This window comes from Vibrio sp. SSH13-20, assembly GCF_040104475.1.
GTDB lineage: Bacteria > Pseudomonadota > Gammaproteobacteria > Enterobacterales > Vibrionaceae > Vibrio > Vibrio harveyi.
The window spans coordinates 63,017-77,700 of the sequence record NZ_JBECOU010000006.1 but is presented as its reverse complement, the minus strand read 5'-3'; the positions used below and the strand labels follow the sequence as shown (position 1 = coordinate 77,700).

At 45.3% G+C, this 14,684-nt stretch carries 16 protein-coding genes and 1 other annotated feature (1 of these 17 cut by a window edge); of the genes, 6 read left to right on the top strand and 10 right to left on the bottom strand.

Annotated features, from left to right (window positions below):
* Positions 1-12: 12 nt before the first annotated feature.
* Entirely contained in the window at positions 13-840 is an 828-nt protein-coding gene (locus ABMY42_RS17795) for an NAD(P)H-binding protein (protein ID WP_349266591.1), read from the top strand.
* Positions 837-1,475, top strand: coding sequence for a YdcF family protein (locus ABMY42_RS17790; protein WP_349266590.1), 639 nt, complete (start codon positions 837-839; stop codon positions 1,473-1,475). The genes ABMY42_RS17795 and ABMY42_RS17790 overlap by 4 nt, the downstream gene beginning before the upstream one ends.
* 85 nt (positions 1,476-1,560) lie before the next feature.
* On the opposite strand, the gene ABMY42_RS17785 is transcribed toward ABMY42_RS17790, so the two are convergent.
* Entirely contained in the window at positions 1,561-2,139 is a 579-nt protein-coding gene (locus ABMY42_RS17785) for a thymidine kinase (RefSeq protein ID WP_005450744.1), read from the bottom strand.
* An 84-nt stretch (positions 2,140-2,223) separates the two neighbouring features.
* A complete protein-coding gene (gene cysS / locus ABMY42_RS17780; RefSeq protein WP_005437232.1) occupies positions 2,224-3,606 on the bottom strand; it encodes a cysteine--tRNA ligase in 1,383 nt (460 codons plus the stop codon).
* Between the two features lie 204 nt (positions 3,607-3,810).
* Here cysS and ABMY42_RS17775 point away from each other — a divergent pair, with 204 nt between their 5' ends.
* The 4 genes from ABMY42_RS17775 (at position 3,811) to ABMY42_RS17760 (ending at position 7,067) form a co-directional block, all read left to right on the top strand.
* Positions 3,811-4,305: a peptidylprolyl isomerase gene (locus tag ABMY42_RS17775; RefSeq protein WP_005437228.1), complete on the top strand. Its 495-nt coding sequence runs from the start codon at positions 3,811-3,813 to the stop codon at positions 4,303-4,305.
* Between the two features lie 60 nt (positions 4,306-4,365).
* Positions 4,366-5,103: a UDP-2,3-diacylglucosamine diphosphatase gene (gene lpxH / locus ABMY42_RS17770; protein ID WP_026138395.1), complete on the top strand. Its 738-nt coding sequence runs from the start codon at positions 4,366-4,368 to the stop codon at positions 5,101-5,103.
* Between the two features lie 99 nt (positions 5,104-5,202).
* Positions 5,203-6,417, top strand: coding sequence for an EAL domain-containing protein (locus ABMY42_RS17765; protein WP_009698175.1), 1,215 nt, complete (start codon positions 5,203-5,205; stop codon positions 6,415-6,417).
* Positions 6,418-6,554: 137 nt separating this feature from the next.
* Complete coding sequence (locus ABMY42_RS17760) at positions 6,555-7,067, top strand: YchJ family protein (RefSeq protein ID WP_050907663.1); 513 nt, start codon at positions 6,555-6,557, stop codon at positions 7,065-7,067.
* A 280-nt stretch (positions 7,068-7,347) separates the two neighbouring features.
* On the opposite strand, the gene hisIE is transcribed toward ABMY42_RS17760, so the two are convergent.
* The 8 genes from hisIE to hisG form a co-directional block, all read right to left on the bottom strand.
* The gene (gene hisIE / locus ABMY42_RS17755) at positions 7,348-7,983 is read right to left on the bottom strand and encodes a bifunctional phosphoribosyl-AMP cyclohydrolase/phosphoribosyl-ATP diphosphatase HisIE (protein ID WP_349266589.1); all 636 of its coding nucleotides are present in this window, start codon (positions 7,981-7,983) and stop codon (positions 7,348-7,350) included.
* A complete protein-coding gene (hisF, locus tag ABMY42_RS17750) occupies positions 7,980-8,753 on the bottom strand; it encodes an imidazole glycerol phosphate synthase subunit HisF (RefSeq protein WP_004749837.1) in 774 nt (257 codons plus the stop codon). The genes hisIE and hisF overlap by 4 nt, the downstream gene beginning before the upstream one ends.
* A complete protein-coding gene (hisA, locus tag ABMY42_RS17745) occupies positions 8,735-9,472 on the bottom strand; it encodes a 1-(5-phosphoribosyl)-5-[(5-phosphoribosylamino)methylideneamino]imidazole-4-carboxamide isomerase (protein ID WP_050907664.1) in 738 nt (245 codons plus the stop codon). Before hisA ends, hisF begins: the two co-directional genes overlap by 19 nt.
* A 12-nt stretch (positions 9,473-9,484) precedes the next feature.
* The gene (gene hisH, locus ABMY42_RS17740) at positions 9,485-10,099 is read right to left on the bottom strand and encodes an imidazole glycerol phosphate synthase subunit HisH (protein WP_017819522.1); all 615 of its coding nucleotides are present in this window, start codon (positions 10,097-10,099) and stop codon (positions 9,485-9,487) included.
* A gap of 26 nt (positions 10,100-10,125) precedes the next feature.
* Positions 10,126-11,199 carry a bifunctional histidinol-phosphatase/imidazoleglycerol-phosphate dehydratase HisB gene (hisB, locus tag ABMY42_RS17735; RefSeq protein WP_017188197.1) on the bottom strand — a complete coding sequence of 358 codons (1,074 nt, stop codon included), beginning with the start codon at positions 11,197-11,199 and terminating at the stop codon, positions 10,126-10,128.
* A 71-nt stretch (positions 11,200-11,270) separates the two neighbouring features.
* Positions 11,271-12,311, bottom strand: coding sequence for a histidinol-phosphate transaminase (hisC, locus tag ABMY42_RS17730; RefSeq protein WP_038897438.1), 1,041 nt, complete (start codon positions 12,309-12,311; stop codon positions 11,271-11,273).
* Positions 12,312-12,323: 12 nt separating this feature from the next.
* The gene (gene hisD, locus ABMY42_RS17725; RefSeq protein WP_017819524.1) at positions 12,324-13,616 is read right to left on the bottom strand and encodes a histidinol dehydrogenase; all 1,293 of its coding nucleotides are present in this window, start codon (positions 13,614-13,616) and stop codon (positions 12,324-12,326) included.
* Positions 13,617-13,621: 5 nt separating this feature from the next.
* Entirely contained in the window at positions 13,622-14,518 is an 897-nt protein-coding gene (hisG, locus tag ABMY42_RS17720) for an ATP phosphoribosyltransferase (protein WP_005450765.1), read from the bottom strand.
* Between the two features lie 53 nt (positions 14,519-14,571).
* Positions 14,572-14,684 (bottom strand) — a sequence feature (His leader region); it runs 26 nt beyond the window's last position.

The following is a 14,684-nucleotide window of genomic DNA, read 5'->3' as shown; positions in this document are numbered from 1 at the left end:
AGGAACATACAGATGGCAAATATATTGATCGTGGGCGCAGGCTGGCTAGGAGCGCCACTTGCACAAACTTTAGCTGACCAAGGACACCATGTTACGGTTACCCGTCGTAGCCAATCTAGGCTAGATGAACTTCCAATCACTTCCGTACGAACGGCTCAACTTGACCTTAGCGAGCCAAGAGCTCAACAGAAAATTGTCGAACTGATCAAACAAGAACAAATAGAGCGCATTGTCGGATCGTTTCCTCCAGGTTTTCGCAAAGGAAACGGACAAGAATATGCACAGCAATGGCAACGATTAGTTGAAGCCGCAAAAGTAAGTGGTGTGGAAAAGCTTTTGATGGTCAGTTCAACGACGGTCTATCCAAATTTTCCCGTCGATATGAGAGAGGAAGACGCCACATTCGCTTTAGCGCAAGACAATCCGCATTTCTCTGATAATGCACGTATTATGCTGCAAGCCGAGCAATACGTGATGGACTCCGGTATTGACTACGCTATCGTTCGCTGTAGTGGTTTGATTGGTGCCGACCGACACCCGTCTCGCTTTGCGTTGCGATTAAAACAGGTCAGTCGCAAAGCGCCAGCGAATATGGTGCATCAAAACGATGCTGTTGCGGCAACGGCTTTCGCGCTCAATCAAATTGAGAATGAGGTAGTTAATGCGACCACGCCAAATACCGTCAGCAAAGCTGAGTTTTATCAAGCCGCCATTACGCAAAGTGATTTAGACATTGCCCTTCCGCCAGTCACCGAAACCGCCGATAAGCGAATCCTTGCAGACAAACTTATCTCGCTTGGTTACCAGTTCCAATTCACCTCAACGCTGGACGCACTATGAAACTCTATCAACACATTGAAATCTTGTGGGAGTACATGCAACTCAAGCATAAGCTAAAGCCTGCTGACTGCCTATTTGTAATGTGCAGTAATGACTTACGCGTAGCCGAACACGCCGCTAAGCTTTACCATCAAAAATTTGCGCCACTCATTGTATTTTCTGGTGGCGAAGGGCGTTTTACGGATGGTTTATTTGAGAGAAGTGAAGCTGAGACTTTTGCAGATATCGCCAAGCTTGCAGGTGTACCGAGCGAAGCAATATTGCTCGAAACAAAGTCGAGTAACAGTGGTGAGAACGTTCGCTTCACTGAGCTGTTATTGAAAAAAAAAGGGATTAGTTGTGACTCTCTGATTTTGGTTCAAAAGCCATTTATGGAAAGACGCGCCATTGCAACCTTTGAAAAACAGTGGCAATCGCCTTATTCACAGCTTCAAGTCACGTCCACAGCGCACCCTTTCTTTGAATATATCAACGAAGAAATGCCATTAATGATGGTGCTTGAAGCGCTCATGGAAGATTTTTCTCGTGTGAAAACCTACCCAGAGAAAGGCTTTCAAACAAAACAAGAGATTCCTGCCCACGTTGAGTCTTCTTATCAAGCACTTCGAGAAAAGTTTGAGTTTGGTCTCGCGTAATCCTTCACTTACGGACCAACAGCTAGACAGTAAAAAGCCACCGAATTCGGTGGCTTTTTCTTATCTAACTCTTATCTAGACTGGCTTACTTACCAAGTGCTTCTTTATAATGCTGGCGACAAACGGATACGTAACGATCGTTACCACCGATTGCGACTTGATCACCTTCTTTGATTGCAACACCGTGCTCATCAGTACGGATAACCATGTTTGCCTTGCGACCACAGTGACAAATCGTTTTGAGTTCCACCAACTTGTCTGCCCAAGATAGCAGGTACTTGCTGCCTTCAAAAAGTTCGCCTAGAAAATCGGTACGAAGACCATAGCAGAGTACAGGAATATGCAGCTTATCAACCACTTCTGTTAGTTGGTAAACCTGTTCTTTCGACAAAAACTGACACTCATCAATTAGGATACAGTGACGTTTTTCAACTTCATGCAGTGCCGCGATCTCTTGGTAAAGGTTGGTATCTGGACGGAACAAATGCGCGTCTGATTGCAAACCAATACGAGAGCTCACTTTACCTACGCCGTAGCGATCATCTAACGCTGCTGTGAAAATCACAGGCGTCATGCCACGTTCTTGGTAGTTAAATGAAGATTGAAGAAGAGTTGTCGATTTACCCGCGTTCATTGCCGAGTAATAGAAATACATCTGAGCCACAGAGCACTACCTTCGTTAAAGTTTAGAATTTATAAAAGCTTGTAAAGAAAAGGGCTGAATCATCAGCCCTTTTTAAAGATTCAATTACTTACGTCGCCACGTTGTGCCTTCTGGACCATCTTCCAGAACAATGCCCATTTCCGTCAGCTTGTCACGAGCCATATCTGCGTTAGCCCAATCTTTTGCTGCACGAGAATCGTTACGTAGCTTAATTAGTGCTTCGATTTCAGCCACTTCATCGTCGTCGCCTGCATCACCTTTTAAGAATGCTTCTGGATCTTGGTGAAGAATACCGATCACGTCAGCCAGTTCACGCATTAGCGCACCTAGCTCGCTCGCTTTCTCTAGGTTTTCTGTCTTCAGACGGTTTACTTCACGCGCCATGTCAAACAGTACTGAGTAAGCTTCTGGTGTGTTGAAGTCATCGTTCATCGCTGCTGTAAAGCGAGTTACGTATTCTTCACCACCCGCTGGCGCAGCATTTAGATCCAGACCACGTAGAGATGTGTATAGACGCTCAAGAGACGCGCGTGCTTGGTTTAGGTTATCTTCGCTGTAGTTTAGCTGGCTACGGTAGTGACCAGACATTAGGAAGTAACGAACGGTCTCAGCATCGTAGTGACCTAGAACATCACGGATAGTAAAGAAGTTACCTAGAGACTTTGACATCTTCTCACGGTCTACCATTACCATGCCGCTGTGCATCCATGTGTTCACGTACTGAGTGTCGTGTGCACAGCATGATTGCGCGATTTCGTTCTCGTGGTGTGGGAACTGAAGATCAGAACCGCCGCCGTGAATGTCGAAGTGGTTGCCTAGGATTGACGAGTTCATAGCAGAACACTCAATGTGCCAACCTGGACGACCTGGACCCCATGGTGATTCCCATGTTGGCTCTCCCGGTTTAGACATCTTCCAAAGTACGAAGTCTAGCGGGCTACGTTTTGCTGTTTCGATATCGACACGAGCACCAGCTTGAAGCTGGTCAAGATCTTGCTTAGACAGTTTTCCGTATTCGTTGAACTTGCCCACTTCGAACATTACGTCGCCGTTGTCTGCAACGTAAGCAAAACCACGCTCGATTAGCTTTTCAACCAATTCGATGATTTCAGCAATGAACTGAGTCGCACGAGGCTCAACGTCAGGACGTTTCATGTTTAGTGCATCAAAGTCAGCGTGCATTTCACCGATCAAACGTTCAGTAAGTGAATCACAAGACTCGCCGTTTTCTGCCGCGCGTTTGATGATTTTATCGTCGATATCAGTGATGTTGCGTACAAACGTTAGATCGTAACCAAGGTAACGTAGGTAACGAGAAACAACATCAAAAGAAACGAAAGTACGACCGTGACCAATATGACAGAGATCGTAGATGGTAACTCCACAGACATACATGCCAACTTTGCCGGCTGTAATTGGTTTGAATTCCTCTTTCTGTCTTGTGAGTGTGTTATATATCTTTAACATGATCTCTATCTATGATTGTGAATGAATAACAAGAACGCCGAGTATAACAACTCAGACCTTATTAGGTAATAGCAATTAACCGATAAAACGATAATCGGCTAAACTTCAAGCACAAAACTATGAATTTGTTCTTCCTGAGTTTTTAAAGCGTAATAACTTAGGCTAGAATCGCAGTTTCAATACAACACAGTAAAGGAAAGTAGCATGATCACCCTTCACACTAATTTTGGTGACATCAAGATTCAACTAAACGAAGAGAAAGCGCCAGAAACAAGCGCAAACTTCCTTCAGTACTGCCGCGACGGTTTCTATGACAACACTCTTTTCCACCGTGTTATTGACGGCTTCATGATCCAAGGTGGTGGTATGGAGTCTGGTCTACGTGAAAAAGCTACACGTGCACCTATCAAGAACGAAGCAAACAACGGCCTTAGCAACAAAGTGGGTACACTTGCTATGGCTCGTACTATGGAGCCGCATTCAGCAAGCTCTCAGTTCTTCATCAACGTAAACAACAACACGTTCCTAGATTTCCGTAGCGAAAGCCTAGATGGTTGGGGTTACTGTGTATTCGGTGAAGTAATCGAAGGCATGGACATCGTAAACAAGATCAAAGGCGTTAGCACTGGTTCTTACGGCATGCACCAAGACGTACCTCTAGAAGATGTAATGATCACTGGTACTACAATCGAAGAGTAATTCTTTAGAATTGCCACCAAGAGATAAGTTTGTGGGGAGGCTTCGCCTCCCCTTATTTCTATGACGACATTATTTATATCTGATCTTCATCTTACCCCATCACGTCCGGACATCACGGAGTGCTTTGTCACGTTCATGCGTACAGAGGCGATCCATGCAGATACTTTGTATGTGCTCGGTGATTTGTTCGAGTTTTGGATTGGTGACGATGATGACACCCCTTTCGCAGACCAGATCCGCGCTGAATTTAAAGCGCTGACGGATTCTGGTGTCCCTGTTTTCTTCATCCAAGGCAACCGAGACTTCCTCCTAGGTAAACGCTTTTGCAAAGAAACCGGTATGACGTTGCTCGACGACGTTTGTACGATTGACCTCTATGGTCAAAAAGCCGTTATCTTACATGGCGATACACTTTGCATTGATGATGTGAAATACCAAGAGTTTCGTAAAACCGTTCATAAACCATGGCTTCAATGGTTGTTTAATCGAATTCCTTGGTTCGTTAAGAAAAGAATTGTCACCAAGGTTCAATCAGACATTCGAGATGATAAAAAAACCAAGTCTCTCGATATCATGGATGTAAACCAAGGCGAAGTTGAACGTGTTATGTCTCAAAACTGCGTCAACTTGATGATTCACGGTCATACACATCGTCCAAATACACATTTTTTTGAACTTAATGGTGCTAAAAACACCCGCATCGTTTTAGGTGATTGGTATACCCAAGGCTCAGTTTTACAAGTAAATTCTGACGGTTTTGACTTACAAACACGACCGTTTGACACAGAATTGAAGTAAAGCTTGTCGAGCGTGTAGAAGATTGACGCGTAAAGCATAGAAATTTTACAAAAAATCGCTATCATCGTAATACTAAGTTAAACAGAACAAAGTACCGCATTGAAGTATTCATACGTAGCTCGTCAACCGATACTAGACAGAGAAAAGCGTACCATTGGGTACGAGCTTCTCTTTCGTGACGGTCCGAAAAACACCTTTCCAGAAGTAGAACCAGAAATGGCGACTAGCCGACTTTTGTCTGATCACTTCTTGACGACTCACTACAGCACACTAGGTGATAAACTCGGCTTTGTTAATTTTCCATACCAAAGCTTAGTCAACCTAGTTCCTACTCTATTTCCTAATGAGTCGTTAGTTGTAGAGGTGCTGGAAGATTGCGAACCGACAGATGAGCTACTTCATGCGATTAAACATCTGCACGCATCTGGTTATCGTGTCGCATTAGATGACTTCGTTCCGACCAAGGCTTGGAAGCGCTTCTTACCATACGTCGCTATCATTAAGTTTGATATCCGTTTGGTGCCTATAGATAAAGCTGCAATCTATATTCGTTCTCTCGGACATTTTGGTATCGACTTCTTAGCAGAAAAAGTCGAAACCTATGAAGAGTTTGAGCAAGCGATGGATGCTGGTTTTAACTACTTCCAAGGATACTTTTTCAGTAAGCCAGAGATGATTCAGAAGAAACGCCTCAACCCAGCGTTTTTGACGGTTATACAACTGTGCAAAGAAATTGCAGATAAACCTATCGATTTCAATGAGGTAGAACGTCTGTTTTCTATTGATGTGACTTTGTCTTATAAGCTGTTGACTTACGTAAACTCAGGTTACACGCTCACAACTAAGATTAAGTCTTTCCGTCAAGCTCTGGTTTACCTTGGTGAAGAGCGCTTAAGACGCTTTATTTCTCTTGTGGCGATTGCCTCTGTGCACGAGGATAAACCTGACTCTCTCTATTCGTTAGCGATTCAACGCGCACGTATGTGTGAGATTTTGTTGAGCCAGATGAAAACCAAGTATGATCCGGGGCAAGCATTCCTGACAGGTATGTTTTCACTGCTGGACTCACTACTCGATCAGCCACTATCCGATGTAATCAGCGACATTCCAGTCGATGAGGAAATCAAACAAGCACTCACCAGTCGAAAAGGTGTATTAGGCTACCTACTTTCAATGATCATTGCTTACGAGAAAGCCGATTGGGAAACGACGGAAAAGTACTGTAACGCGCTCAAACTGAATGAACCACAATTAGCGAAGGCGTTCAGTCAATCCACTGCGTGGGCCCAAGAACTGCTGTCTCAAACGCCCTAAATCGCTATAATGCCCCAAAAGAATACCTCCAGCCTCACTGATATGCCCAAGTAACCTCGCGATGCTACGTTCAGCGAGAATAAGTTGGGTGTAAAAGGTTGTTTGTTTTACCGCTTAATTAATCGAGATTTCATTTTATGGCTTCTTCTTGTCCTTGCGGGTCTAACCGCACCTACTCACAGTGTTGTGAAATCGCCCACAATAACCATGCTGACGTCATCACTCCAGAGCAGTTGATGCGTTCTCGCTATAGTGCACATGTGTTGGGTCTAGTGGATTACGTGGTAAAAACATATCACCCAAGCTGTAACGCAGAAGAACAACGTGAAGGCATTGCCCAGTCCATCGATAGCGATTGGTGCAAGCTTGAGGTAGTCAAAACTGAAGCGGGTAGCAACAAGAATGAAGGTTTTGTTGAGTTCAATGCGTACTTTAATGAAGACGGCAAACGCTACTGCATGACAGAGCGTTCTCGCTTTGTAAAAGAAGAAGGACTTTGGTACTACATTGACGGCACATTTCCTGAAGAGCCAGAAGACGAACTAGAGCAAGATCCACGCTTAAGCCAGCCAGTAAGTAGCCTAAAAGTAGGTCGCAATGACCCGTGTATCTGTGGAAGTGGTAAGAAATTTAAGAAGTGTTGTGGGTAAAGCATCCATACCTAGCTTATTAAACTCGATTTAATTGGATTCTTGACATCGCTTAGGCTTGTCGAAATGACGTGAATATATGTACCTGTTTGAAGTAGATAACTCTACTGCAAGCACCATTAGAAAATATACCGTCATTCTGAACAACGAAGGACGAGCGTGATTCAGAATCCAATCGCCACTCGCACTGTCGCCGAGGTTTACCCCGAACCAAGAACACTAAATTAAAAAAGCCCCTAGACTCCCGAGTCATAGGGGCTTTCATTTATCTATAGCAGGCTTATTTATGACGCTCTTTCAGTTTATTCACCACGTCATTCATCGATAGACCTTGGTCCTGAAGCAATACCAGCAAGTGGTAAATCAAGTCTGCTGATTCACACACTAACTCCGCCTTATCGCCCGACGTCGCCGCAAGCGCGACTTCAACGCCTTCTTCGCCCACTTTTTGCGAAATACGCTTGGTGCCACGGGCATAAAGACTGGCAGTATAAGAGGAATCTGGGTCGGCACTCTTGCGGGCAGCCAATAGCTGCTCAAGTTGATGAAGCCACACCATTTGTGACTCCTCTTGAGGGTCCACATCCCAGCAAGTTGTGTTACCCAAGTGACACGTAGGACCAATGGGATTCACTTTCACCAGTAGCGTATCGTTGTCGCAATCGATCTGAATGTTCACCAATTGCAATACGTTGCCAGAGGTCTCACCTTTCGTCCAAAGACGTTGCTTGGTACGAGAGAAAAACGTCACTTGACCTGTTTCGCCCGTTTTTGCCAACGCATCTTGGTTCATGTAACCCATCATCAGCACTTGGCTTGATTGGAAATCTTGTACGATGGCAGGTACCAGACCATCCACCTTTTCCCAGTTGATTCGCTCAGCTAGCGAACTTACTTCGGCGGCTTTCACACTCATAGTCGTACCTCAATGCCTTGTTGTTTCAAATACTGCTTTAGTTCACCAATATTGATGACTTGCTTGTGGAATACCGATGCGGCAAGCGCGCCATCCACATTTGCTTTTTGGTAGGCTTCTGCGAAATGCTCCATGGCACCTGCACCGCCCGATGCAATCAATGGCACGTTACACACTTCACGCACCATATTCAGTTGTTCGATGTCGTAGCCGTTACGTACACCGTCTTGGTTCATCATGTTCAGCACGATTTCACCAGCGCCGCGCTTTTGTACTTCTTGCACCCAATCACGCGTTTCCCATTGGGTCGCTTTGGTGCGTTCTTCATCACCAGTAAACTGGTAAACCTGATACTTGCCCGTCTCTTTGTCGTAGTATGAATCGATACCAACGACGATACATTGCACACCAAACTTATCAGCAAGGTCAGTAATTAACTGAGGGTTAGCCAAGGCAGGAGAGTTAATAGATACCTTATCTGCACCAAACTCAAGAATGCGCGCCGCGTCTTCTGCTGATTTAATACCACCAGCCACACAGAACGGGATATCAATCACTTCTGCAACGCGAGCGACCCAACTTTTATCGACGACACGACCATCACTTGAAGCGGTAATATCGTAGAACACAAGCTCGTCAGCGCCTTCTTCAGCATAACGCTGCGCTAGAGGAACGATGTCACCAATAATTTCGTGGTTGCGAAACTGGACGCCCTTCACCACTTGTCCATCACGAACATCAAGACATGGAATTATTCGCTTTGCCAACATGCAAACGCCTCCTCTGCTGTGAACTTACCATCTAACAATGCACGACCAACAATCACGCCAGCAACACCGCTGCCTTTTAGTGCTTCGATATCCGCTAATGAACCGATGCCACCTGAAGATTGGAACTGCACTTGCGGGTACTGTTTACATAAGTCGACGTAAAGCTCAACGTTTGAACCTTCTAGCGTACCGTCACGAGAAATGTCCGTGCAAAGCACATGCTGTAGACCTACCGTCAGATAATCGTTGATCAATGCTTCGATAGTCACGCCTGAATCTTCTTGCCAACCAGAGATCGCTACCTTACGCGTGCCGTCTTGATCGATGTTGATGTCTAGCGCGAGAACAATTTTCTCTGCACCGTATTTTTCCATCCAACCTTTCACAAGCTCTGGCTGTTTTACCGCTGTAGAACCAACGACAACGCGCTGCGCACCGGCTTCTAACAGATCAATCACGTCCTGCTCTGTACGCACTCCACCACCAATTTGGATGTTCGCTGGCGTACTTGCTAATAGCTTTGCAATCAAATCAAGTTGACGTGCTGTCGTGTCTTTCGCGCCAGTTAAATCCACTAAGTGTAGCCAGTTAGCACCCGCTTGGTGGTACAAATTAAACTGCTTTGCTGGATCGACTTTGTACTCGGTAACTTGACCGTAATCACCTTGATAAAGGCGAACCACCTGTCCTTCAATTAAATCAAGAGCTGGAATAATCACACTAAATCCCTTTTATAATTCTAAGAAGTTTTGAATAAGCTTCGCGCCCGCTTTTGAAGAACGCTCAGGGTGGAATTGCACACCGTAGTAGTTACCGCTTTGTACTGCTGCTGTGAACGGGTTGCCGTATTCACACTCAGCAATCGTGTACTCCCCGACAGGCATTGCAAAGCTGTGTACAAAGTAGAAGTACTCACCTTCTTCAATGCCTTTGAACAATGGGTTACCTGCTTTTGCAGACACTGTGTTCCACCCCATATGCGGCAGCGGTAAATCGCCGGTTTGTAGCAACTTCACTTCGCCATCACAAAGTCCAAGACACTCAACCAACTCATCTGCTTTCTGCCCTTTCTCTTGAGACACTTTGCCCAATAGTTGCATGCCTAAACAGATACCTAGCAATGGCTTTTCTACCTGTTTTACCAAGCTGATAAGATCGCGCTCTTCTAGGTTCTTCATCGCTTCACTGGCAGTCCCCACTCCCGGTAGAAATAACTTGTCAGCTGCCAATACAACTTGTGGATCTTTTGAAATAGTTACGTCATAACCTAGGCGTTCAATGGCAAACTTCACCGAAGAAACGTTGGCACAGCCAGTATCGATAATGACAACTTTCTGTTCTGTCACTGTTTTTCTCCTTGCTAACGTGAGCCTTAAAGCACGCCTTTACTACTTGGTAGCTCAGTGCCTTCTACTTTGATTGCTTGACGTAAAGTACGACCAAACGCTTTAAACAAGCTTTCAATGATGTGGTGGTCATTATTGCCCGCAGAAGACAGGTGCAGCGTACACGCTAGGGTGTCAGTCAGAGAACGGAAGAAGTGAACCACCATCTCTGTTGAAAGATCCCCCACTTGCTCACGGCTAAACTGCGCGTCGAACTTAAGGTAGGGACGACCTGATAGGTCTAGCGCACATTGTGCTAAACACTCATCCATTGGCAGGCTGAAACCAAAGCGACCAATACCACGCTTGTCACCCAGCGCTTCTTTCAACGCCTGACCTAAGGCAAGAGCGGTATCTTCTACTGTGTGGTGATCATCAATGTGAAGGTCTCCTTCCACTTTGCACACCATTTGGAATCCACCGTGCGTCGCAATTTGATCCAACATGTGGTCGAAGAAACCAAGACCCGTTGAGATGTCATTACCGCCTTGCTCATCAAGATTAACCGCAACTTTGATGTCCGTTTCTTTCGTGGTACGAATCACTTCAGCAATACGAGCTTTCACCGTCAGATCTTTCAGGATCTGTTTCCAATCCATGGTTTCTGGGTTGTATTGAATACCACGAATTGCCATGTTTTCTGCAAGTTGAAGATCGGTTTGACGATCACCAATCACAACAGAGTTTTGAAAATCAACTTTGCCACCTTGTAGATACTCTTTTACCAGGCCTAATTTAGGCTTACGGCAAGAGCAGTTATCTTCATCAAAGTGAGGACAAATCAGCACGTCATCAAACTTCACACCTTGAGACTCAAAGATCTCCATCATCATGTTGTGTGGTGCGTCGAAATCTTCTTGTGGGTAGCTGTCGGTACCTAGACCATCTTGGTTCGTTACCATCACTAGGCGGTATCCGGCATCCTGCAACGACAACAGGCTTGGGATAACAAATGGCTCTAGTTTAAGCTTATCTAAACGGTCTACTTGAAAATCAACCGGCGGCTCAACAATTAAGGTGCCATCACGGTCGATAAAAAGGATTTTTTGTTGTTTGCTCACTCGAACTTCCTTATTGCTATATCTTTTTGGCGCTCCCGCTATTGAGCGAGAGCGATAAATACTTTTTCTACTTATGAGTAGTAGTTTCTGATAAATCCGAGTGTTTTTTCGCACTCGTCGCGGTTACCCACGCTGATACGTACACAGTTCTCGATTGGTGAGTTACGTAAAATAATGCCCGTATCCCAAGCGGCTTTGAAAAGATCATCGCCATCTGGGAACTTCACCAATAGGTAATTCCCCCATCCTTCAAAGACTTCCAATCCCGGAATCATTGACAAACCAACTTGTAAGTAAGCTCGGTTTGCATTCAGGTCGAGAACTTGAAACTTCGCTCGCGCTAGACCTGCTTCAGACAGCGCTTGAGTAGCAATTTCTGCCACTGGAACCGGTACTGGATATGGTGCGATAACTTTAAGAAGTACATTAATCAACTCTTCGTTCGCAAGCGTAAATCCACAACGCAGACCAGCAAGCGCGAAAGCTTTCGACAGAGTACGCAGAATTGCTAGGTTCGGATATTGCGCCAGCAAATCTACCGTTGACGCTTCTGGACAAAAATCAATGTACGCTTCATCCATTACAACGATTGCTCGGTCTTTTGTCATCTCAAGCAGAGACACAATGTCTTCACGCTTAACCAAGTTACCTGTTGGGTTGTTTGGCGAACATACGAAAACCAGTTTCACGTTATCCAGATTGGCTTCGATGCCTGCAAGGTCTAGTTGCCAATCTGACGTCAGTGGTACGGTTTTGCGCTCAACACCGATGGTTTCGGCACTGATAGCGTACATACCGTAAGTCGGTGGACAGTAAAGAATCGCATCTTCACCCGGCTCACAGAAAGCACGAATCAGTAGCTCAATGCCTTCATCTGCACCGCGAGAAGTCAGCGTTTGTTCTGGTTTCACACCCACATACGCCGCGTAAGCGGAAATCAGTTCTTTCGGTTGGCATTCGCTGTAACGATTAAGACGAGCAAAGTCTGTTTTGTATTCATTGTTAAATGGTGATTCGTTGGCATTTAGCCATACATCACCAGTACCGCCAATTCGGCGAGCCGATAAATAAGGGGTAAGTTTTTGGACTTGTTTACGCGCTAGCTTTTCCATCTCAATATCCTCTTACTTCGCTGCCAATTTTTCTACACGGATAGTCACCGCACGTTTGTGTGCATCTAAGCCTTCTGCTTCAGCCATAGTGACTACTGTAGGGGCAAGGTTCTTTAGGCCATCAGCAGATAGCTCTTGAATCGTCATACGCTTAGAGAAGTCCGCCAAGCCTAAGCTTGAATAAGTACGTGTGTAACCGTAAGTAGGAAGAACGTGGTTAGTACCCGATGCGTAGTCACCTGCTGATTCAGGCGACCAATCACCAAGGAAAATAGAACCTGCGTTGTCTAATAGAGGCAGAAGCTCGCGTGGGTTCTTAGTCTGAACAATTAAGTGCTCAGGACCGTAGTAATTTGAGATTGAAACCGATTGAGTCAGAGACTCAGCAATAATAATCAAACTTGAAGCTAATGCTTGCTCGGCAATGTCCGCACGAGACAACTCTTTAAGCTGACGTTGAACAGCATCCGTCACTTGATCTGCAAGCACAGGAGAAGGAGTCACAAGAACCACTTGAGAGTCAGGACCGTGCTCTGCTTGGCTTAACAAATCCGCTGCAATGAAATCTGGGTCTGCCGTTTCATCAGCAATCACTAGCACTTCTGATGGACCTGCTGGCATATCAATCGCTGCACCACGGAAATCATTACTTACCTGACGTTTTGCTTCTGTCACGTAAGCGTTACCTGGCCCAAAGATCTTATCAACTTTAGATACGGTTTCTGTTCCGTAAGCCATTGCTGCGACGGCTTGACCACCGCCGACATTGTACACTTCATCAATGCCACACAGTTTTGCTACATAAAGGATCTCGTCAGCAATTGGGGGTGGAGAACAAAGCACCACTTTACGACAGCCTGCAATTTTTGCAGGAACCCCAAGCATCAAAACAGTCGATGGCAATGGCGCACTGCCACCGGGAATGTACAAACCCACTTTTTGAATTGGGCGCGTTACCTGTTCACAGACTACACCCGGTTGAGTTTCTACTTTGATTGGCTGCGGCTTCTGCGCTTTGTGAAACTTAGCAATGTTTTCATACGCTTGTTCCAGTGCGTTCTTCATTTTTTCAGAAAGACGCGCTGATGCCTCATCGATTTCTTGAGCTGATACACGGATAGATTCCGGCTGCACGCGGTCAAACTTCTCAGTCAGCTCCAATAATGCAGCATCACCTTCTTTGCGAACTTTTGTGATTACTTCAGAAACCGCGGCAGTGATATTCGCACCTTCTGTAATTGCAGGACGTTCTAGGATTGAGTCTTGCTGCGTTTCACTTAGCGATTGCCATACGACTGTTCTCATTGCGATTACTCCATCATTTTTTCAATTGGTAGTACTAGAATTGAGCTGGCACCCAGTTCTTTTAGCTGTTCCATGGTTTCCCAGAACAGGTTTTCAGTACTTACCAAGTGAACCGCAACTTTTTGCTTGTCTGCAGATAGAGGTAATACCGTTGGGTCTTCAGCACCAGGAAGTAGAGCTTTGATTTGGTCTAGCTTCTCTGCAGGTGCGTGTAACATGATGTACTTAGACTCTTTCGCTTGCTGTACGCCTTGCATTCGGGTAAGAAGTTTTTCGATTAGCGCCACTTTGTCTGCATCGAATTCGCCAGTACGTTGAATCAGTGTCGCTTTTGATTTGAAGATAATTTCAGCTTCTTTAAGACCGTTCGCTTCCAGTGTTGCACCTGTAGAGACCAAGTCAGCGATGGCATCAGCAAGACCAGCGCGAGGAGCAACTTCTACTGAGCCTGTCAACATACATGTTGAGAATGGAACACCCGCTTCATCCATATAAGCTTTTAACAGTTGCGGGTAAGTTGTAGCGATACGTTTTCCAGCTAAGTCTTGAGGACCGTTGTACTCTTCGTCTTTATCAATCGCGATAGATAAACGGCAACCACCAAAATCAAGTCGACGAAGTTGAACAAATTCAGACGGTTCACCCAGTGCTTTGCGATCAAGACGAACTTCTTCTAATTCGTTTTCACCAATAAAGCCCAAGTCAACCACGCCATCCATAATTAGACCTGGAATATCGTCGTCACGAACCAAAAGCAAATCAATTGGCATATTTTCAGAATGAACAACTAAGCGCTCACCCATTACATTGAACTTCACGCCACATTTTTTAAGTAGAGCTTGGCTCTCTTTGCTTAGACGACCTTTTTTCTGAATTGCAATTCTTAAGCGTTGTGTTTGCATTGCTTTATCCCTGTGCCAGATTCGGTAATTAAAATATTTTATAAACCAGTAAAACTAAAAAACCCTCGAGAGATGTTGGTCTCCCGAGGGTTTGAAATCTGTTTTCACTTTGATTTTCACCTCCGGGAGTTTCCTATCTCCCGGGTATGCGTGCATCTCCCGAAAG